The organism is Flexivirga caeni (genome assembly GCF_003724155.1).
In the GTDB taxonomy this organism is placed as follows: domain Bacteria; phylum Actinomycetota; class Actinomycetes; order Actinomycetales; family Dermatophilaceae; genus Flexivirga; species Flexivirga caeni.
Map to the genome: position 1 here is coordinate 22,693 of NZ_RJJQ01000008.1, position 20,141 is coordinate 42,833.

Annotated in this window: 21 protein-coding genes; 15 read left to right on the forward strand and 6 right to left on the reverse strand. The window is 70.3% G+C overall.

The window, feature by feature from the left end; all coding sequences use genetic code 11:
- Nucleotide 1: 1 nt before the first annotated feature.
- Nucleotides 2-1,675 carry an acetyl/propionyl/methylcrotonyl-CoA carboxylase subunit alpha gene (locus tag EFY87_RS09175; protein WP_123271188.1) on the forward strand — a complete coding sequence of 558 codons (1,674 nt, stop codon included), beginning with the start codon at nt 2-4 and terminating at the stop codon, nt 1,673-1,675.
- On the opposite strand, the gene EFY87_RS09180 is transcribed toward EFY87_RS09175, so the two are convergent.
- Nucleotides 1,668-2,321 (reverse strand): TetR/AcrR family transcriptional regulator, encoded by a 654-nt coding sequence (locus tag EFY87_RS09180; RefSeq protein ID WP_123271189.1) that lies wholly within the window; start codon nt 2,319-2,321, stop codon nt 1,668-1,670. The two genes, EFY87_RS09175 and EFY87_RS09180, sit on opposite strands and share 8 nt — an antisense overlap.
- A 129-nt stretch (nt 2,322-2,450) precedes the next feature.
- Here EFY87_RS09180 and EFY87_RS09185 point away from each other — a divergent pair, with 129 nt between their 5' ends.
- Both EFY87_RS09185 and EFY87_RS09190 read left to right on the forward strand, forming a co-directional pair.
- On the forward strand, nt 2,451-2,630 hold the full coding sequence (locus EFY87_RS09185; protein ID WP_123271190.1) for a hypothetical protein: 180 nt from the start codon (nt 2,451-2,453) through the stop codon (nt 2,628-2,630).
- A 68-nt stretch (nt 2,631-2,698) separates the two neighbouring features.
- Nucleotides 2,699-2,899, forward strand: a complete 201-nt coding sequence (locus tag EFY87_RS09190) for a hypothetical protein (protein ID WP_123271191.1) — start codon at nt 2,699-2,701, stop codon at nt 2,897-2,899.
- A gap of 10 nt (nt 2,900-2,909) precedes the next feature.
- Here the strand turns inward: EFY87_RS09190 and EFY87_RS09195 are convergent, their stop codons facing one another.
- Entirely contained in the window at nt 2,910-4,331 is a 1,422-nt protein-coding gene (locus tag EFY87_RS09195) for an NAD(P)H-quinone dehydrogenase (protein ID WP_123271192.1), read from the reverse strand.
- A gap of 76 nt (nt 4,332-4,407) precedes the next feature.
- On the opposite strand from EFY87_RS09195, the gene EFY87_RS09200 reads away from it, so the two are divergent.
- Both EFY87_RS09200 and EFY87_RS09205 read left to right on the forward strand, forming a co-directional pair.
- Complete coding sequence (locus EFY87_RS09200; protein WP_245988560.1) at nt 4,408-5,262, forward strand: purine-nucleoside phosphorylase; 855 nt, start codon at nt 4,408-4,410, stop codon at nt 5,260-5,262.
- Nucleotides 5,259-6,893, forward strand: coding sequence for a phospho-sugar mutase (locus EFY87_RS09205; RefSeq protein ID WP_123271194.1), 1,635 nt, complete (start codon nt 5,259-5,261; stop codon nt 6,891-6,893). The genes EFY87_RS09200 and EFY87_RS09205 overlap by 4 nt, the downstream gene beginning before the upstream one ends.
- Before the next feature lie 14 nt (nt 6,894-6,907).
- On the opposite strand, the gene EFY87_RS09210 is transcribed toward EFY87_RS09205, so the two are convergent.
- Entirely contained in the window at nt 6,908-7,549 is a 642-nt protein-coding gene (locus tag EFY87_RS09210) for a PH domain-containing protein (protein ID WP_123271195.1), read from the reverse strand.
- Between the two features lie 18 nt (nt 7,550-7,567).
- On the opposite strand from EFY87_RS09210, the gene deoC reads away from it, so the two are divergent.
- From deoC to EFY87_RS09255, 9 genes are read left to right on the forward strand one after another with little or no spacing between them, the layout of a single operon-like run.
- Nucleotides 7,568-8,551, forward strand: coding sequence for a deoxyribose-phosphate aldolase (deoC, locus tag EFY87_RS09215; RefSeq protein ID WP_123271196.1), 984 nt, complete (start codon nt 7,568-7,570; stop codon nt 8,549-8,551).
- 16 nt (nt 8,552-8,567) lie between these two features.
- Nucleotides 8,568-10,019 carry an aldehyde dehydrogenase family protein gene (locus tag EFY87_RS09220; RefSeq protein WP_123271197.1) on the forward strand — a complete coding sequence of 484 codons (1,452 nt, stop codon included), beginning with the start codon at nt 8,568-8,570 and terminating at the stop codon, nt 10,017-10,019.
- Nucleotides 10,019-10,903 (forward strand): aldehyde dehydrogenase family protein, encoded by an 885-nt coding sequence (locus tag EFY87_RS09225; RefSeq protein WP_123271198.1) that lies wholly within the window; start codon nt 10,019-10,021, stop codon nt 10,901-10,903. The genes EFY87_RS09220 and EFY87_RS09225 overlap by 1 nt, the downstream gene beginning before the upstream one ends.
- A gap of 13 nt (nt 10,904-10,916) precedes the next feature.
- Nucleotides 10,917-11,537 carry a uridine kinase family protein gene (locus EFY87_RS09230; protein ID WP_123271199.1) on the forward strand — a complete coding sequence of 207 codons (621 nt, stop codon included), beginning with the start codon at nt 10,917-10,919 and terminating at the stop codon, nt 11,535-11,537.
- Nucleotides 11,538-11,551: 14 nt separating this feature from the next.
- Nucleotides 11,552-12,655 carry a DUF7847 domain-containing protein gene (locus EFY87_RS09235; protein WP_123271200.1) on the forward strand — a complete coding sequence of 368 codons (1,104 nt, stop codon included), beginning with the start codon at nt 11,552-11,554 and terminating at the stop codon, nt 12,653-12,655.
- Entirely contained in the window at nt 12,645-13,280 is a 636-nt protein-coding gene (locus EFY87_RS09240; RefSeq protein WP_123271201.1) for a DUF4129 domain-containing protein, read from the forward strand. Before EFY87_RS09235 ends, EFY87_RS09240 begins: the two co-directional genes overlap by 11 nt.
- Nucleotides 13,277-14,374, forward strand: a complete 1,098-nt coding sequence (locus EFY87_RS09245; RefSeq protein WP_123271202.1) for a DUF4350 domain-containing protein — start codon at nt 13,277-13,279, stop codon at nt 14,372-14,374. The genes EFY87_RS09240 and EFY87_RS09245 overlap by 4 nt, the downstream gene beginning before the upstream one ends.
- Nucleotides 14,371-15,354, forward strand: coding sequence for an AAA family ATPase (locus tag EFY87_RS09250; protein ID WP_123271203.1), 984 nt, complete (start codon nt 14,371-14,373; stop codon nt 15,352-15,354). The genes EFY87_RS09245 and EFY87_RS09250 overlap by 4 nt, the downstream gene beginning before the upstream one ends.
- An 8-nt stretch (nt 15,355-15,362) precedes the next feature.
- Complete coding sequence (locus EFY87_RS09255) at nt 15,363-16,658, forward strand: DUF58 domain-containing protein (protein ID WP_123271204.1); 1,296 nt, start codon at nt 15,363-15,365, stop codon at nt 16,656-16,658.
- 189 nt (nt 16,659-16,847) lie between these two features.
- On the opposite strand, the gene EFY87_RS09260 is transcribed toward EFY87_RS09255, so the two are convergent.
- The gene (locus EFY87_RS09260; RefSeq protein WP_123271205.1) at nt 16,848-17,843 is read right to left on the reverse strand and encodes a stage II sporulation protein M; all 996 of its coding nucleotides are present in this window, start codon (nt 17,841-17,843) and stop codon (nt 16,848-16,850) included.
- 24 nt (nt 17,844-17,867) lie between these two features.
- Here EFY87_RS09260 and EFY87_RS09265 point away from each other — a divergent pair, with 24 nt between their 5' ends.
- Complete coding sequence (locus EFY87_RS09265) at nt 17,868-18,725, forward strand: RDD family protein (RefSeq protein WP_245988562.1); 858 nt, start codon at nt 17,868-17,870, stop codon at nt 18,723-18,725.
- Here the strand turns inward: EFY87_RS09265 and EFY87_RS09270 are convergent.
- Both EFY87_RS09270 and EFY87_RS09275 read right to left on the reverse strand, forming a co-directional pair.
- Nucleotides 18,709-19,773: an adenosine deaminase gene (locus EFY87_RS09270; protein WP_123271206.1), complete on the reverse strand. Its 1,065-nt coding sequence runs from the start codon at nt 19,771-19,773 to the stop codon at nt 18,709-18,711. The genes EFY87_RS09265 and EFY87_RS09270 overlap by 17 nt on opposite strands.
- On the reverse strand, nt 19,766-20,122 hold the full coding sequence (locus EFY87_RS09275) for a cupin domain-containing protein (protein ID WP_123271207.1): 357 nt from the start codon (nt 20,120-20,122) through the stop codon (nt 19,766-19,768). The genes EFY87_RS09270 and EFY87_RS09275 overlap by 8 nt, the downstream gene beginning before the upstream one ends.
- Between the last annotated feature and the right edge of the window lie 19 nt (nt 20,123-20,141).

Here is a 20,141-nt window from a genome sequence, read left to right on the forward strand (position 1 = left end):
CATGGCACCGCTCCGCAAGGTCCTGATCGCCAACCGCGGTGAGATCGCGGTGCGTGTGGCGCGGGCCTGCACCGACTCTGGTCTGAAATCCGTTGCGGTGTATGCCGATCCGGATCGGGATGCGCTGCACGTCCGGTCAGCCAACGAAGCCCATCCGCTCGGCGGGTCGACCGCCGCCGAGACCTACCTCGACCAGGCGAAACTGCTCGATGCCGCGCGCCGCGCGGGAGCGGACGCCGTCCACCCGGGCTATGGCTTCCTGTCCGAGCAACCAGAGTTCGCGCAGGCGGTGCTGGACGCCGGGCTGAGCTGGATCGGTCCACCCCCGGCAGCGATCGAGGCCCTGGGCGACAAGGTGACGGCGCGGCGCATCGCGACGACAGTCGGCGCGCCACTGCTGCCGGGCACCGCGGGGCCCGTTTCCGGCGCGGCCGAGGTGGCGCAGTTCGCACGCGAGCACGGCCTTCCGGTCGCCATCAAGGCCGCGTATGGCGGCGGCGGTCGCGGTCTCAAGGTCGCCCGCACACTCGCCGAGATCCCCGACCTGTTTGACTCCGCGGCGCGTGAGGCGGTGGCCGCATTCGGGCGTGGCGAGTGCTTCGTCGAACGATTCCTCGACCGGCCCCGGCATGTCGAAACACAATGCCTGGCAGATGTTTTCGGCAATGTCGTAGTCGTGTCGACACGCGACTGCTCGCTGCAGCGACGCAATCAGAAACTGGTCGAGGAAGCGCCCGCGCCATACCTCTCCCCGGCGCAGCACGCCGAGCTGGCACGCGCCTCGAAGGCGATCCTGTCCGCTGCCGGGTATGTCGGTGCGGGCACCTGCGAATTCCTGGTCGCACCGGACGGCGCGCTCACCTTCCTGGAGGTCAACACCCGGTTGCAGGTCGAGCACCCGGTCTCCGAGGAGGTCACCGGCATCGATCTGGTGCGCGAGCAACTGCGCATCGCGGCCGGCGAGCCGCTCGGCTACGACGACCCCGAGCCGCGCGGCCACTCCTTCGAGTTCCGCATCAACGCAGAGGATCCGGGCCGCGGCTTCCTGCCATCGCCCGGCACCGTGGCGACGTTCGAAGCGCCGGGCGGCCCCGGCGTGCGGATGGACTCGGGCGTGACCGCCGGCGACGTCGTCAGCGGGGCATTCGACTCACTCCTGGCCAAACTGATCGTCACCGGCCGCACCCGCCGAGAGGCGCTGGAGCGGTCCCGCCGCGCGCTGGCCGAGCTGGTCGTCGACGGGCTGCCGACCGTGCTGCCCTTCCATCGAGCCGTGGTCACCGACCCCGCCTTCGCGACCGACGACGAGACGCCGTTCGCCATCCACACCCGGTGGATCGAAACCGAGTTCGCCGGGCAGCTCGCGCCGTATGCCGCACCGCCGGCTCCGGCACCTTCCGCGCACGGGCTGCGCCCTGCACCCAAGCGAAGCCGGAAGGCTTCGAATGGCATTGCCGCTACGCACGATTCGCTGACCGCGCCCATGCAGGGCACCGTGGTCCGAGTGTCCGTCCGTGAGGGCGATCAGGTGTCGGCCGGCGACACGATCGTGGTGCTGGAGGCGATGAAGATGGAGCAGCCGATCACCACCGACCGCGCGGGAACCGTGACCACCGTGTCCGTCGCCGCCGGCGACACCGTCAGAGCCGGTGCCGTGGTGGCGACGATCAGTTGAGCTTGTATTCGTGGAGATCGGCGTCGATGATGCCGCGCAGGACGAGCGTCACCATCCGGCGCAGATAGGCCGGCCGGTCCGATTTCGACGTCGCCAGCAGAGCGCTCAGCACCACGCCGTCCAGGGCGGCGACGATCGCTTCGGCACGCAATCGCGCCCCAGGCTGCTCGGTGCGGCAGACGATGCCATCGACGACCTCGATCAGGTCGGACCGCCAGGCGATGATCGGCTCGCTCAGCGAGGGAGTGCGCGCCGCCTCCAGCACCAGCTCGGACATCGTGACGATGAGATCCGGGTGCTCCGACCAGCGCAGCAGCATCTGCGTCGTCGCGCTGACCGCCCGGTCGACCCCGGCATCGTCGGTCGGGCTGGGCAGTTCGGCGCCGAGCGCGCGCACGTCCGCATGCAGCGCAGCCGCGACAAAGCTGCCGAGCGCCGTCAGCAGCGCCAGCCGGGTGCGGTAGTAGACCGAGCAGGTGCCCTCCGGCATACCCGCCGCACGATCGACCGCACGATGGGTCAGCCCGCGCATCCCGGACTCGCCGACCACGGCGATAGCACTGCGCAGGAGGAGTTCCTGGCGCGCCGCGGTGCCCTCCGGAGACGTGCCCCGGCGCCGCTCGACGGATCGCTGCTGGTGAGCCACCCGGCCACTCTTTCACGACCACGGCGCCGGTGTGAGCGATGCCACGCCGAGCCGGTTTGCACGGCGACCACTACAGGCGTAGTGTCTTGATTACTACAGACGTAGTGAACATGACTTCAGGAGTTCGCCATGGTCGACATCAACGACTTCTTCATCGGCTTCGTGATCGTCAACGCGGTCGCGATCGCACTCTTCGCCGCCTTCGCCACCGTGACACTGACCCGCTTCTTCACCGCCAACCGCAGAGTGCGGATCGCCCGCCGGCAGCCGATCCGCCGCTACTACACCCACCTCGCCACCGGTCACTGACCGCGCACCGCGCGCGAAGTAGATTGGGGTCCGACCGCCATACCCGCTAGCGGATCGGAACCCGTGCCGTGGCAACCTTCGTGAAGTTCGTCGTGCTGATCGTCGTCCTGGTCGGCGTGATATTCGCGCTGCGCTACGTGCGCCCGAAACTGCACCAGCAGCGGATGCGCAGGTGGGAGGACGCCGGACTGCTCCCCCACCAGGTCGACCCGTATGCACCGCACGAGGACGACTCCCGCGCAGACCGGGACCCTGGCGACGAACGCTGACCGCTGCGGGTCAGGACTCCGACTCGTGCAGCCGGCGCGCGGCCTCCGCGATCGTGCCGGTCATCGACGGGTAGACCGAAAAGGTGCTGGCCAGCTGATCGACGGTGAGGCGGTTCTGCACCGCGACGGCCAGTGGGTAGATCAGTTCCGACGCCTGAGGTGCGACAACCACTCCGCCGATCACGGTGCCGCCACCGGGACGGCTGAAGATCTTCACGAATCCGTCGGTGATGTTGCGCATCTTCGCACGCGGGTTGGTCGACAGCGGCATGGTGATCGTGCGCGCCTCGACACGACCTGACTCGACGTCGGCCTGCGAGTAACCGACCGTCGCGATCTCCGGGTCGGTGAAGATGTTCGCGCAGACGCCACGCAGGTTGAGCGGCGCCACGGCGTCGCCCAGCGAGTGCGCCATCGCGATGCGGCCCTGCATGGCGGCCACCGAGGCGAGCGGAAGCACCCCGGTGCAGTCACCTGCCGCATAGACGCCCTGCACCGAGGTGCGGGAGACCCGGTCGACGACGATGTGACCCGCGTCCCCGACCTCGACGCCGACAGTGTCCAGCCCGATGTCGCCGGTCAGCGGCACCGATCCGACGGCCAGCAGCACGTGCGAGCCGCGCACTTCGCGCCCGTCCTCCAGGGTCACCACGACCTCGTCACCGTCCCGCCGGGCGGACTGCATGCGGGAGTGACCGAGCACCGTCATACCCCGCCGGCGGAAGACGTTCTCGATGACCGTCGCCGCGTCGGCGTCCTCGCCCGGCAGCACCCGGTCGCGCGACGAGACGAGCGTGACGTGGCTGCCCAATCCCAAGTAGGCATGGGCCAATTCGGCTCCGGTGACACCGGAGCCGACGACGATCAGCCGTTCCGGAAGCTCCCTCAGGTCATAGATCTGCTGCCAGGTGAGGATCCGCTCCCCGTCCGGTATGGCGGTGGGCATGACCCGCGGCGCACAGCCGACCGCGAGCAGGATGACGTCCGCGGCGAGCAACTCCGCGCCGCCGTCGGCAAGCTCGACCGCGACCTTGCCCGGCCCGGCGATGCGGCCCCGCCCGATGCGGACGCTGACGCCGACCCGCTCCACCTGGGCCCGGATGTCATGGCTCTGCGCACTGGCCAGGTCGAGGATCCGGCCGTTGACCTGCGTCGCGTGCGCCTCGGCATGCTGGTCGTCCCGGGTGCCCTCGAAGCCGACCCCCAGCCGGCCCGCCGCGGCGAAGCGGGACATGAAGTCGGAGGTCGCGATCAGCGTCTTGCTGGGCACGCAGTCGGTGAGCACCGCCGCGCCGCCCAGCCCGTTCTGCTCGACCACCGTGACCCGGGCACCGAGTTGCGCGGCGACCAGTGCCGACTCGTAACCGCCGGGACCACCGCCGATGATCACCACGTGTTGCTGACGCCCGTTCACGGGAGCCCATCCTTCCATGCGGGCAGAGCCCGGCTACACCTGCCGGGCCACCGATCGCCTGCGGGCGGGACCGGCACGTCATACGCTGGCGCCCGTGACTGCAACCACTGAACTCTCCGATCCGGCGACCGACCCCTTCGAGGTCGCCACAGCCGCGGCAGCGGTCATCGCCGAACGCACCGGTGCCCCGCGGCACGACATCGCGCTGGTCCTCGGGTCCGGCTGGGGCCAGGCCGCCGACCGCATCGGCGAAACCCTGACCACCATCGACAACGCCGACGTGCCCGGCTTCGCGGCTGCCGCGGTGGCCGGACACTCCAGCGCGATGCGCTCGATCGCCATCGGCGACACCGGTGCCCGCGCCCTCGTCTTCGGCACCCGCACACACTTCTACGAGGGCAAGGGCGTGCGCGCGGTCGTCCACGGCGTGCGAACCGCCGCCGCGGCGGGCTGCCACACGATCGTGCTCACCAACGGCTGCGGCGGCCTCAACCGGTCCTGGGGACCCGGCACCCCGGTGCTGATCCGCGACCAGATCAACCTGACCGCGCACTCCCCCATCGAAGGCGCCAACTTCGTGGACCTCACCGACCTCTACACCCCGCGGCTGCGCGACATCGCCCGGTCGGTGGATCCCTCGCTCGACGAGGGCGTCTACGCGCAGTTCACCGGGCCGCACTACGAAACGCCGGCGGAAGTGCGGATGGCCGGGATCATCGGCGCCGACCTGGTCGGCATGTCGACCACGCTGGAAGCGATCGCGGCACGGCAGGCCGGCCTGGACGTGCTCGGCGTCAGCCTGGTGACCAACCTGGCCGCCGGCATCAGCGACCAGCCGCTCTCCCACGCGGAGGTCATCGAGGCAGGGCAGGCTGCAGCCGGTCGCTGTGGCCGCTTGCTCGCCGAGGTGGTCGGACGCATCGCGGCCGGACAGGACGCCGCCGAATGAACGACGACCTGCTGGCGGAGGCACGCGCCTGGCTCGCCGACGACCCCGACCCAGCCACCCGCTCCGAGCTCGAATCCGTCGTCGCGGCAGCAAAATCCGGCGACTCCGCGGCCATCGACGACCTGCGCGACCGGTTCTCCGGGCTGCTCGAATTCGGCACCGCCGGGTTGCGCGGCGCGCTCGGCGCCGGTCCGGCCCGGATGAACCGGGTCGTCGTCATCCGCGCGGCGGCGGGGCTCGCGGCATACCTGCAGGAGTCGCTCGGCAAGCCGGACGTCACCGTCGTGATCGGGTATGACGCCCGGCACAACTCCGACGTGTTCGCACGCGACACCGCAGCCGTCTTCGTGGCAGCGGGCGGCCGCGCGATGATCCTGCCGCACACCCTGCCGACTCCGGTGCTGGCCTTCATGATCCGCCACCTCGGCGCGGACGCCGGCGTGATGGTGACGGCGAGCCACAACCCGCCGCAGGACAACGGCTACAAGGTCTATCTGGGTGACGGCAGCCAGATCGTGGCACCCGCCGACGCGCAGATCAGCGCCGCCATCAGCCGGTTCCCCCGCGCCGCGGACGTACCGCTCGCCGACGACGGCTGGGAGACACTGTCCGACGAGGTCGTCGACGACTATCTCGACGCAGTCGTGCAGGTCGTGCGGCCGGATGGGCCGCGGGACATCACGATCGTGCACACGGCGCTGCATGGCGTCGGATCCGCAGTGTTCCGAGCGGCTTTCGAGCGAGCCGGGTTCCCGGCGCCGGAGTCCGTGGCCGACCAGGCCGAGCCGGACCCCGCATTTCCCACCGTGGCGTTCCCCAACCCGGAGGAGCCCGGCGCGATCGATCACGCGCTCGCGCTCGCCGCGCGGACGGGTGCCGACCTGGTCATCGCCAACGATCCCGACGCCGACCGGTGCGCCGTGGCGGTGCCCCGTGCGACCGGCTGGGAGATGCTGCGCGGTGACGAGGTGGGCGCGCTGCTCGGCGCCTACCTGCTGGAGCGCGGCGTCGCGCCCGGCGGCGTCTTCGCCAACTCGATCGTGTCGTCGCGGCTGCTCGCCGCGATGGCCGCGGGTGCCGGGGTGCCGCACGCCGAGACGCTCACCGGTTTCAAGTGGATCAGCCGGGTGCCCGGCCTGGCCTACGGCTACGAGGAGGCGCTCGGCTACTGCGTCGACCCGGCCGCGGTGCGCGACAAGGACGGCATTAGCGCCGCGCTGCTGATCGCGGAGTTCGCCGCGACGCGCAAGGCCGCGGGCAGCTCCCTGGACGGGGTGCTCGCCGAGCTGGCCGCGACATACGGCACCCATGCGACGGACAGCTTCTCGGTGCGCGTCAACGACCTGTCGATCATCGGCACGATCATGGCACGATTGCGCGCGAACCCACCCGGATCCGTTGCCGGACAAGAGGTTTCGCGGATTGATGACCTGGCCGAGGGGTCAGCCGGTCTGCCGCCGACCGAGGGGCTGCGCTACTTCCTCGCCGACGACACCCGGATCATCGTGCGGCCGAGCGGCACCGAACCGAAGCTGAAGGTCTACCTGGAGACGATCGACGCCGACCCGTCGCTCGCCCGTGAGCGACTCGCCGCCGTCCGGGCCGACTTCGAGACGCTGACTGCGCCCTGAGCCGGTCCGCGGCGTCAGCCCGCGACCGACACCACCACGCAGATCACCGCGAGCACCAGCGCGGCGATCGGGCCCCACGCGGGCCCGGCCACGATCTCGTCGTTCGCGAGGTATGACGCGTCGCGCGCCGTCGCCGACGCATAGTCCAGCTGGGCGTCGCGGATCGCGGATGCGACGCCGGCCGCGGAGCCGGGTCGCGTCCGCATGACGTCGGCCGGGTCGACAGGGTCGACCGTCCCACGCCCGGCGCCGGGTCGCCATCCGCTCCGGGCCACCGCCCGGCGGGGCCGCTGCGCCGCGATCGCCCACGAGCCGTAGGCGTGTCCGTGCTCGTCGACGAGCTTGAGATTCCAGCGCTGCTCGATCAGATCGATCGCCGGCCAGCCGAATCGCACGTCCCGCACCAGATTGCGCAGCTCGACGCCTGCTTGGGTGAGCCGGACGCACGGCCGCAGGAAGATCACCCAGACGACAAGCAGTTCCGCGATCGGCCAGAGGACGTCGCGCAGCGAGCTTCCGCCGTCGAACAGGACGATCACCACGGCGACGACGCCGAGGACCGTGAGGAGGACTCCGGGGACGAGCATGGCGGGCTGTCGATAGGTGCGACGCGGGCTGGACTGAGCCGAGCCACGACCGGGAAGAGTGAACTGCATGGCAGGTAGGCTGCACCGGTGAGCCCATCATCTGCAACGTCGCGTGCTCGGGAGCTGCTCGGCGTCGGGTCGTTGACCAACAAAGCACTCCGCACCTGGCTGCACGGATTGCCCGGTGTCGACCAGGTCGGCATTGAGGCCCGCGCCGCCGCGCTGGCGACCCGCTCGATCAAGACCACGAGCAAGGAGTGGGCGATCGACACGGCCATCGGCATGATCGACCTGACCACTCTCGAAGGCGCCGACACACCCGGCAAGGTCCGCAGCCTGTGCGCGAAGGCGAAGCTGCCCGACCCGACCGATCTCGGCACACCGCAGGTCGCCGCCGTCTGCGTGTATGGCGACATGGTGCACATTGCCCGGGAATCCCTGGGCGACAGCGGGATTCACGTCGCCGCGGTCGCCACGGCGTTCCCCTCGGGTCGCGCCAGTCTCGCGGTCAAGCTCGCCGACACGAAGGACGCAGTGCGAGCCGGCGCCGACGAGATCGACATGGTCATCGACCGCGGCGCGTTCCTCGCGGGCGACTACCGCCTCGTGTTCGACCAGATCGCCGCCGTGAAGGAGGCGTGCGCGCGGACCGGCGACGAGCCGGACGCCCACCTGAAGGTCATCCTGGAGACCGGTGAGCTCGCGACCTACGACAACGTGCGTCGCGCGTCCTGGCTGGCGATGCTCGCCGGCGCCGACTTCATCAAGACCTCCACCGGCAAGATCCAGCCGGCGGCGACCATGCCGGTCACGCTGCTCATGCTCGAAGCGGTCCGTGACTGGCGCGAACTCACCGGCGAGCTGGTGGGTGTGAAACCGGCCGGTGGCATACGCACCAGCAAGGACGCGCTGCGCTATCTGGTCATGGTCAGCGAGGTCGCCGGCGACGACTGGCTGACCCCCCAGCGGTTCCGCTTCGGCGCGTCGAGCCTGCTGACCGATCTGCTGCTGCAGCGTCAGAAGCTGCGCACCGGGGTCTACTCCGGCGCCGACTACGTCACCATCGACTGACCCCGAAAGACACGTAATGACACGGAAATTCGAATACGCACCGGCACCGGAGTCGCGCTCGGTCGTCGACATCGCCTCGTCATACGGGCTGTTCATCGGCGGTGAGTTCGTCGACCCGTCCGGCGGGAAATCGTTCAAGACCATCAACCCGGCCACGGAGGAACAGCTCGCGGACGTCGCCGAGGCCGATGCCGCCGACGTCGACAAAGCGGTACGCGCGGCGCGGCGCGCCTACGAGCGCACCTGGAGCCGGCTGTCCGGCGCCGAACGCGGCAAGTACCTCTTCCGCATCGCCCGGCTGCTGCAGGAGCGGGCGCGCGAGTTCGCGGTGCTGGAGACGCTCGACAACGGCAAGCCGATCAAGGAGTCGCGGGACGTCGACATCCCGACCGCGGCGGCGCACTTCTTCTACCACGCGGGCTGGGCGGACAAGCTCGAGTACGCGGGTCTCGGCCCGAGTCCGCGTGCGCTGGGGGTGGTCGGCCAGGTCATCCCGTGGAACTTCCCGCTGCTGATGCTCGCGTGGAAGATCGCACCCGCGCTCGCTACCGGCAACACCGTGGTGCTCAAGCCCGCCGAGACGACCCCGCTCACCGCGCTGCTCTTCGCCGATGTGTGCCAGCAGGCCGATCTGCCGGCCGGAGTGGTCAACATCGTCACCGGTGCGGGTGCCACCGGGCAGGCCCTGGTCGAGCACCCCGACGTCGACAAGATCGCGTTCACCGGCTCCACCGACGTGGGCAAGAGCATCGCCCGCACCGTCGCAGGCACCCGCAAGCGGCTCACCCTGGAGTTGGGTGGCAAGGCCGCGAACATCATCTTCGACGACGCGCCGGTCGACCAGGCGGTCGAGGGCATCGTCAATGGCATCTTCTTCAACCAGGGACAGGTGTGCTGCGCGGGCAGCCGCCTGCTGGTGCAGGAGTCGGTGGCCGAGGACGTCATACACCGCCTGCAGCGGCGCCTCGGCACGCTGCGCGTCGGCGACCCGATGGACAAGAACACCGACGTCGGCGCGATCAACTCCGCCGCCCAGCTGGCCCGCATCACCGCGCTGACGGCGGCCGGCGAGGCGGAGGGTGCGACTCGGTGGAGCCCGCCGTGCGAGCTACCCGAGCACGGATTCTGGTTCCCGCCAACGGTTTTCACCGGCGTCGCGCAGACGCACCGGATTGCCCAGGAGGAGATCTTCGGCCCGGTGCTGTCGGTGCTCACCTTCCGCACCCCCGACGAAGCGGTCGCCAAGGCGAACAACACCCCCTACGGCCTGTCCGCCGGCATCTGGTCCGAGAAGGGTTCGCGGATCCTGGCCATGGCCGACCGGCTGCGCGCGGGCGTGGTGTGGGCCAACACGTTCAACCGCTTCGACCCGACCTCGCCGTTCGGCGGCTACAAGGAGAGCGGTTACGGCCGGGAGGGCGGCCGGCACGGCCTGGCGGCATACCTGGACACGGAAGGAACGCACTGATGTCTCGCCTCGAGGTGCGCAAGACCTACAAGCTCTACATCGGCGGCGCGTTCCCCCGGTCGGAGTCCGGCCGGTCCTACGAGGTGATGTCCTCGGGTCGCGCGCCGAAGTTCCTGGCCAACGCGGCGCAGGGTTCGCGCAAGGACATCCGCGACGCGGTCGTCGCCGCGCGCTCCGCGGTGAAGGGGTGGTCGGGGGCCACGGCAATGGGCCGGGGACAGGTGCTCTACCGCGTCGGCGAGATCCTGGAAGGACGGCGAGAGCAGTTCGTCGCCGAGGTCGCCTCGTCCGAGGGACTGACCCGGCCGCAGGCGGCCAAGGTCGTCGACGCCGCGATCGACCGCTGGGTCTGGTATGCCGGGTGGCCCGACAAGCTGGCGCAGGTGCTCGGCAACCTCAACCCGGTCGCCGGGCCCTACTTCGACATCTCGGCTCCCGAACCGACCGGAGTGGTGGGCATCCTTGCGCCGCAAGAGAGTTCACTGCTCGGGCTGGTCTCGGTGATCGCGCCGGCGATCGTGTCGGGCAACACCGTCGTCGTGGTCGCGAGTGAGGACCGGCCGTTGCCCGCGATCTCGCTGGCCGAGGTGCTGGCCACCTCCGACGTGCCCGGCGGTGTCGTCAACATCGTGACCGGGCGCACCGCAGAGGTCGCTCCCTGGCTCGCGGCACATCGCGACGTGAACGCGATCGATCTGGCCGGTGCGACCGCCGTGCCCTGGGGTGAGCTCGAGGCCGCCGCGGCCGACACGGTCAAGCGCGTCGTCCGTCCCGCCGGCACCGGAACGGACGCGGTCGAGCCGGATTGGTTTGCAACGCCTGACCTTTCGCGCACACGTGCGTTCCTGGAGACCAAGACCGTCTGGCACCCCAAGGGCCAGTAGTCCTGCTGCATCCATGACCGGACCCTCCCCGCACGCCCGGGTGCTCGTGATCGGCGGCCCGAGCGGCTCCGGCAAATCGCGCTGGTCGGCCAGCCTGTCCCGGGAGCACGGCTGGCCGATCGTGCGCCTGGACGACTACTACAAGGACGGCGACGACCGGAGCCTGCCGGTGCTGCCCAGCGGCCTCGCCGACTGGGACGACGTGCGGTCGTGGCGGTGCGACGACGCGGTGGCGGCACTGGCGCAGTTGTGCGGCACGGGCGAGATCGTCGCCCCCGTCTACGACATCTCCGCGTCGCGCGCGACCGGCACCCACCGAGTGCTCCTGGGCGGTGCTCCTGTCGTGATCGCGGAAGGGATCTTCGCGCCATACGTCATCGAGCCGCTGCGGGAGCGCGGGCTGCTGCTCGGTGCCTACTGCGTGCACCACAATCGCTGGCTGACGTTCGCGCGCCGGCTGGTGCGCGATCTGTCCGAGCGACGCAAGCCGCCGCGCGTGCTGGTGCGCCGCGGGCTGCGGCTGGCCGCCGCCGAGCCGGCGATCGTCGACCTGCAGCGCGAGCTCGGCGCGCAGCCGGTGCGCCCCAAGGAACTGGCGCGCCGTCTCGCCGGGCAGCTCCCGGCGCGTGAGTGATCTAGGGTCGGTGCATGACGAACGGATGGACGAGCCCCGGGGGTGACTCGCCCGGCGACGGCCGAGGGCAGCCACCGCCGCCACCGCCACCGCAGTACGGGCAGTACGCGCCGCCACCTCAGTACGGGCAGTACGCGCCACCGCCACCGCAGTACGGGCAGTACGGGCCGCCGGGCGGTTACTACCCGCCGGTCTACCAGCTCGCGCCGAAGCCGGGCGTCATACCGCTGCGGCCGCTGACGCTCAGCGACATCTTCGGCGGCACGTTCGCGACGATCCGCGGCAATCCCGGCGCGACCATCGGGTTGTCCGCCGTCATGGCGCTGATCGTGGCCATCCCGTCGGTGATCATCACGGTGCTGCTGGTCAACTCCGGCATCACCGTGACCAGCGACTCGGGAGTCACGACCAATCTCGGCAGCCAGATCGGGCTGGGGGTCGGCTCCCTGCTGTCCGGCATCGCCAGCGTGGTGCTCGGCGGCATGCTGACGACGGTGGTCTCCGAAGCCGTGCTGGGGCACCGGATCACGATCGGCGAGACCTGGCGGCGGGTGCGCGGCCGGCTGCTGCCGCTGATCGGGCTGATGCTGCTGATCGGCCTGGCGGCCGGGATCGCCGCTGGCATCGTGGTCGGCATCGTGGTGCTGCTGGCCGTAGCCGTCAGTTCCGTCGCCGCCGTGATCGCCGCAATCGTGCTCGGCCTCGGGCTGTTCGTGGCGATCGTCTGGATCGGACTCAAGGTCTCGCTCGCCGCGCCCGCGGTCGTGCTGGAGCGCATCGGTCCGGTGGCTGCCCTGCGCCGTTCGTGGTCGCTGACCAATGGCCAGTGGTGGCGGATCCTCGGCATCACCCTGCTGGCGCAGCTCATCGTCTATGTGATCAGCCAGGTGGTCTCCACTCCGGTCGCGCTCATCGCGGTCGCCATGTCGGGCACGAACGGGCTCAGTGCCGGCGCCGCCGTCGCCGTGCAGCTCGTCTCGGTGGTGGTGACCGCGTTCACGACACCGTTCACCGCAGGGGTCACCGCGCTGCTCTACCTCGACCAGCGCATCCGCAAGGAGGCGCTCGACGTCACGTTGATGGAAGCGGCCGGCAAGGACGCCACCGGTGGCAGATGACGGGGCGCCACTCACCCCCGACGGCAAGACCGCGCACGGCTGGCTGCAGCACGAGCTGGCCAAACCGGTGTATGCCGACCAGCGCACGCTCCTGCAACGGCTGTGGGATTGGGCGACCAGCCACCTGCAGGACTTGCTGAACGGCGTCGGCAGCGCGTTGCCCACTTACGTGCTCGTTCCGCTGCTGGTGCTGATCATCGCGCTGGTGGTGTTTGGCCTGACCCGGCTGCGCGGCAACTTCGCCGGCGGGCGCGGCGCGGCGACCGAGGGTGTGCTGGCCGGTGTCGAGCTCAGCGCCGAACAGTTGCGGCAGCGCGCCGCGCGGGCGGAGGTGGAAGGGAAGCACGCCGCGGCATACCTCGATTTCTTCCGGGCTGTGGCACGACGGGCGGAGGAACGCGCGCTGCTACTCCCGCAGCCTGGTCGCACGGCGCACGAGGTCGGCATCGAGCTCGCGCCATTCTTCCCCGGGAGTGTTGGTGAACTCGCCTCTGCGGCAACCCATTTCGATGCGATTCGGTATGGCGCGGCTGACGCGAACGCAAGCGATGTCGACCGCATCCGGGCTCTCGACCAGGGCATCGAGCACGCCCGCCCGCAGCACCTCGCGCAGGCGGCCGGATGATCACCCGCAGCCGGGTCGTCCTGACGGCGATCGGCGGGGTCCTCGTGCTGATCCTTGTCGGGGTCGTGCTGCTGGCGCCCCGCACCACCGACCAGCCGCTCGACCCTGACTCGGCACAAGGAGATGGAACGCGCGCCGTCGCCCAGGTGCTCGATCAGCATGGCGTGCACGTCTCGGTCGTGCGTCGCGCGGCCGGCTTGCGGGGGGTCGCGGGCGCGACGGTCGTGCTGACCCGCCCGGAGCTGCTGTCCGCGGCGTCACTACGACGCACCATGGCGGCCGCAGCGGGTGCGCGGCGGCTGGTCATCGTCGATGCCGACCCGCAGGTCGTCGACGCGTTGCAGCTTCCCGTTTCGGGGCTGGAACCCGTTGACAGTAAACCGGATCCATACTGCACTGTGCCGTGGCTGACCGGCCTGCGGCTGACTTTCGCCGACATCTCCTACACGCCGGAGGAGGGCGCGACCTGTTTCGGCGAGGGTGGCTCCGGCGCGATCGCGGTGCTGCCGGCGAGTGACCAGACACCGGAGACGGTGCTGCTCGGCAGCCGCGCCGCGCTCACCAACAAGACGATCACCTCTGCGGACAATGCCGCGATCGCCCTGCGCATCCTCGGCTCCGCCGACCGGGTCGTCTGGCTGGCGCCGACGCTCGCCACCGCGGACAACCCCCACACGCAGGGCGCGAAGTGGCCCGCCTGGTTCAGGCCGGGCGTGTGGCTCGCCGGCGCCGTGGTGCTGGTCGTGATGCTCTGGCGCGGAAGGCGGTTCGGCCGCCTCGCCGTCGAACCGCTGCCCGTGGTGGTGCCCTCCGACGAGACAACCCGCAGCCGCGGTCAGCTCTATCGCAAGGCCCGAGACCGCTCCCGGGCTCTCGCCGTGCTCCGTATGGCGACCCGGGCTCGGCTGGCCCGCTATCTCGGGCTGGCCGCGAACGCACCACCTGACGAACTCGTGGCGCGCACCAGCCAGGCGGCTGGGAGCGACCCACGACATACCGCCGAATTGCTTTACGGCACAGACCCGCCCGACGAGGCATCCATGGTCACCCTCGCGCAAGACTTGCACCAGCTGGAAAGGCAGGTACGACGATGACATCGCTCTCCCCCGACCAAGCTGCCGCCGCGCAGCGCGCCCGCGACGCGCTCGGCGCGGTGCGCGGCGAGGTCGCCAAGGCGGTGGTCGGGCAAGACGCGGCCGTGTCCGCGCTGGTGATCGCCCTGCTGGCGCGCGGACACGTGCTGCTCGAGGGTGTGCCGGGCGTGGCCAAGACCTTGCTCGTGAGGTCGCTGGCCGCGGCACTCTCGATCGAGACCAAGCGCGTCCAGTTCACGCCTGACCTGATGCCCGGCGACATCACCGGATCTCTCGTATTCGACTCGGGCACTTCGGAATTCACCTTCCGGCCAGGTCCGGTCTTTACCAATCTGCTGCTGGCTGACGAGATCAACCGCACCCCGCCCAAGACACAGTCGGCGTTGCTGGAGGCGATGGAGGAACGCCAGGTGTCCGTCGACGGCGTCGCGCGGCAGCTGCCGGCTCCGTTCATGGTCGCCGCCACCCAGAACCCGGTCGAATACGAAGGCACCTATCCGCTCCCCGAAGCACAGCTCGACCGCTTCCTGATGAAGGTGTCGATGCCGCTGCCCGCGCGCGACGTCGAGCTGGAGATGCTGCGCCGGCACGCGGTCGGCTTCGACCCCAAAGACCTTGCCACCGCAGGGATCCGGCCCGTAGCGACCGCAGCCGACCTCGCGGCCGGTGCCGCCGCGGTGCAACAGGTGCAGGTGCGTGACGACGTCGCGGCATACATCGTCGACATCGCGAGAGCGACCCGCAACTCGCCGTCGCTGTCGCTCGGCGCGAGCCCCCGGGCGACCACCGCGCTGCTGGCGACCAGCCGCGCCTGGGCGTGGCTGTCCGGGCGCGAATTCGTCACGCCCGACGACGTGAAGTCGATGGCGCGTCCGACGCTGACGCACCGGCTGCAGCTGCGGCCGGAGGCGGAGCTCGAAGGCGTCGGCGCAGCAACGGTGCTCGACGCCGCGGTCGGCTCGGTCCCCGTGCCGCGGTAGGCCTTCGTATGGCGATCACCGGACGCACGGCGCTGCTCACCGCCCTCGGCATGGTGGCGGTGCTGGTGCACCCTGCGGTCAGCACGGTGTTCTGGTGGCTGCTGGTGGTGGCAGCCCTCGTCGGGGTCGACCTGTGGCTCGCACCGTCGACGGAATCCGTTGCTGCCGAACGGTCCCCGGTGCGCCCGGTCCGGCTGGGCGAGTCGTCCAGCAGCATGCTGACGGTGCGCAACACCGGCAACCGGACCGTCCGCGGAGCCGTTCGCGACGCCTGGCAGCCGTCGGCGGGAGCGGGCGTCACGCGGATGGCGCTGCGGCTGCGGCCCGGTGAACAGGCGCGCCAGGTGATCGAGCTGACGCCGACCCGCCGGGGCGACCGGAGCGCGGACCGCCTCACCGTGCGTACCGCGGGGCCGCTCGGGCTTGCGCTGCGGCAGCGTTCCCGCGAGGTGCCGGGCGTGGTGCGCGCGCTGCCCAGCTTTCCGTCCCGGCGTCACCTGCCGAGCCGGATGGCCCAGCTGCGGCAGCTCGACGGCCGCTCGGCGGTGCGAATCCGCGGTCAGGGCACCGAGTTCGACTCCTTGCGGGATTACGTCGACGGGGACGACGTACGCAGCATCGACTGGCGCGCGACCGCCCGCCGGCAACGCCCGGTGGTGCGCACCTGGCAGCCCGAGCGCGACCGGCACATCGTGATCCTGCTCGACACCTCCCGCACCTCGGCCGCCCGCATCGGCGACGGAACCCGGCTGGATGCCGGAATGGACGCGGCCCTGCTGCTCACGGCGCTCGCGTCGCGGGCCGGCGACCGGGTCGACTTCCTGGCCGGCGATCGCCGGATCCGGGCCCGAGTCACCGGCATCTCCGATCGCGCGGAGCTGATGCACACCGTCATCAACGCCATGGCACCGCTGGAATCCGCTCTCGTGGAAGCAAACTGGCGTGGCCTCATCGGTGCCGAAGGCGTGATCCCGAAGCGGCGTTCACTCGTCGTGCTGATCACGCCGCTGGAGCCCGCGGCGATCCAGGAAGGACTGCTGCCCGTCCTCGCGACCGCCGCCACCCGCCACCGGGTGATCCTTGCGTCGGTCGCCGACCCCGGCATACGGGCCATGAGCACCCAGCGCGGCACCGCCGCCGAGGTGTATGACGCCAGCGCCGCCGAACGCACCGAACTGCTCCGCCTCGACACCCGCACCGCACTGGAGCGGCTCGGCGTCACGGTGCTCGACGAGGAGCCGGACGCCCTCCCCCTCGCCCTCGTCGACCACTACTTGCTGCTGAAGAGTGGCGGCCTGCTGTAGGCGGGTGTGGGGGGCTCCGTCGCGGTTCCCAAAGCGCGACCGTCGAGCCTTCGGGACGGGAAACCAGGGTCAGGGCGTCCCCAAAGCGCGACCGTCGAGCCTTGGGGACGGATTCTGCCGCAATCCGCGTCCCCAAGGCGCGACGGTCGCGAGTCCGGGACGCCACCGCCCGCGCCCGACGCCACCCGCTCAACCCGCAACAGGGCGGACGGCGCTGAGATCCTGCGCGGTGACGTCGCCGGTGTAGCCCTCGCGCACGGCGCGGCGCCCGAGCACGAAGACGTAGGTGAGGAAGATGATCTCGGCCAGCACGCCGATGCCCACCCGCACGACGGTGGGCAGCCCGGACGGCGTCACGAACGCCTCGATCGCACCGCTGACGAGCAGCACGCCGATCAGCCCGAGCGCCACGACCACGAGTGACCGCCCCTCGTGCGCCATCGCGTCGGCGCGGGTGCGTCCGCCGGGTTCGACCCAGGACCAGAAGAGCCGCAGGCCGCAGCCGGCGGCAATGAAAACCGCTGTCAATTCGAGGATTCCATGCGGCAGGATCAGCCCGAAAAATTCCGCGCCGTGGCCGTAGGACACCATGATGCCGCCCTGAACCCCGACGTTCACGACGTTGTTCCAGAGCACGTACGCAATGGGGAAACCGAGCACGCCGAACGCGATCGAGATGGCCGCCACCCACACGTTGTTCGTCCAGACACGCGCCGCGAAATCGGTCCCGCCATACTCCGAGTAGTAGTGCCGGAAGTCGTGGCCCACCAGTTGCTGCGCGGCCCCCGGCGAGATGAACGACGTCTGCACCGACGGATTGCGCGCCACCCAGACACCGATGACCAGCGCCGCCGCAACATTGACCGCCGCCGTGGTGATCCACCACCAGCGCGTGCGGTAGAGCACCGCCGGAAGCTCCCGGATGACGAAATCGCCGGCCCGCGACCACGAGAGCGTCCGCCGGCGCAGCGACGCGGTGCGCGCCTTCGCCAGCACTGTCGACAGATATTGCAGCACCGTGGGATCCGGGGCCGCGGAACGCAGGATGGACAAGTGGGTTGCCACCCGCTGGTAGAGGTCGAGCAATTCGTCGGCCTCGGCGCCGGTGAGCGCACGGCGGCCGGCGAGCGAGCGCAGCCGCTCCCACTCCCCGTAGTGCGCCGAGACGAACGCGTCGAGGTCCACGCCGAGTAACTATAGGCTGCGGACATGCCCGCAGACATCGGCACGACACCCGCGCGTCCGCTGCGCGGCGGCGTCGACGACCTGCTGGTGACCGGCGAAGCGGTGCTGATCGACATCCCCGCCGCGAGCCTCCCGAGCCGCCTCCTGGCGGCGCTGATCGACTGGGCGCTCTATTTCCTCGTCCTGTTCGGGCTCTATCTGTTGCTGATCTTCACCTCCGGCGACAGCAGCAGTGCCACCTTCAGCACGCTCATGCTGCTGGCCACGGTGACCTGCGTGCTCGTGCTGCCCGTGACGATCGAGACGCTCACGCGGGGCAGTTCGCTCGGCAAGCTGATCCTGAAACTGCGCGTAGTGCGCGACGACGGCGGCCCGATCGTCTTCCGGCACGCCTTCGTGCGCGGACTGGTCGGGGTGATCGAGATCGTCTTCACCTCAGGGGTCGTCGCTGTCATAGCGTCGGTCTGCAATGCCCGCGGGAAGCGGCTCGGCGACTTCGCCGCCGGCACGTATGTCGTGCGCGAGCAGACCGGCATGAAGCTGGTCCCGCCACCACCGGCGCCGCCATACCTGCGCGACTGGGCGGTCCACGCCGACCTCGCGCCGCTGCCCGACGGGCTGGCACTGGCGATCCGGCAGTTCCTGATCCGCCGCGCCGCCCTCACCCCGGCCGCCCGAACTGCCATGACTACCAACCTGATGCAGCAGGTGATGCCGCTCGTCGCACCTCCCCCGCCGCCCGCACATCCGGAGGACGTGCTGTCCGCGGTGCTCACGGCGCGCAGCGACCGGGAGGCTGCCCGGCTGCGCCGAGAGCAGGCCATCCGGGAACGCCTGCTCCCGCCGGACCCGCTGGGCCGGCGCCCTAGTAGCCGGGCTTGACGACGTCCTCGATGATCGCGAGCCGCTCGTCGAAGGGCAGGAACGCCGACTTCATCGCGTTGATGGTGACCCACCGCAGATCGTCCACGCTCCACCCCGCCTCGTCGACCAGCAACTGCATCTCACGGGACATCGAGGTGCCGCTCATCAGCCGGTTGTCGGTGTTGACGGTGACCCGGAACCGCAGGTCTTTCAGGTGCGAGATCGGATGTGTCGCAATGGATTCGGCGGCACCCGTCTGCAGGTTGGAGGACGGGCACATCTCGAGCGGGATGCGCGTGTCGCGGACGTATGCCGCCAGCCGCCCCAACTGCTCATGGTTGGTCCCGACACCGGTGATGTCATCCATGATGCGCACCCCGTGCCCGAGCCGTTCGGCGCCGCACCACTGGATCGCCTCCCAGATGCTCGGCAGCCCGAAGGCTTCCCCCGCGTGGATGGTGAAGTGCGCGTTCTCGCGCTGGAGGTATTCGAACGCGTCCAGGTGCCGCGTGGGCGGGAAGCCGGCCTCGGCGCCGGCGATGTCGAAACCGGCAACCCCGTCGTCGCGGTAACGCACTGCGAGCCGGGCGATCTCGGTGGATTTCGCGGCGTGACGCATGGCGGTCAGCAGAGCGCGCACGACGATCGTGCCGCCGCTCGCGCGCTCGCCGTCGCGGAAGCCGGCATTGACGGCCTCGACGACCTCCTCGAGCGCAAGCCCGCCCGCGAGGTGCTGCTCGGGCGCGTAGCGCACCTCGGCGTAGACGACGCCGTCTGCTGCGAGGTCCTGCGCGCATTCGGACGCCACCCGCCGCAACTGTTCCGCGGTCTGCATCACCGCGACCGAGTGGTCGAACGTCTCGAGATAGCGCACGAGGGATCCGGAGTCCGCGGCGTCGCGGAACCACCTGCCGAGTGCGACCGGGTCGGTCTCCGGCAGCGCGTCGTAGCCGCTCTCGAGTGCCAGCTCGATGATCGTCGCCGGCCGCAGGCCACCGTCCAGGTGGTCGTGCAACAGCACCTTCGGCAGGGCCAGGATCTCGGGGCGGATGTCGGATTCACTCATCACGGTTGACCGTTTCGGGAGAGAAGGCGGGCATGCAGACGGCGAAGTAGTCGGCACCGTCCGGGCCGGTGGAGTAGCGAATGCGTTCGCCCGCAGTGGTTTTCAGGGATTGTCCGGCCGTGACCGTCGTGGTCTCGCCGGCGCCGTGCTCGACGATGACGGACCCGCTCAGCACCACGGTGAACTCGTCGAACTCCGGCGTCTGGAACGGCTCCGACCAATTTGGCGGCGCCTGCATGTGGGCGACGCTGACCTGTCCTTCGCCGGTGCTGGCCGCACCGATGTGCTCATCGATGATCTTGCCGCCGGGGACGGGGATGCGGACCGGTTCGGTGTAACGGGTGACCATCCCGACACTCTAGTGAGTG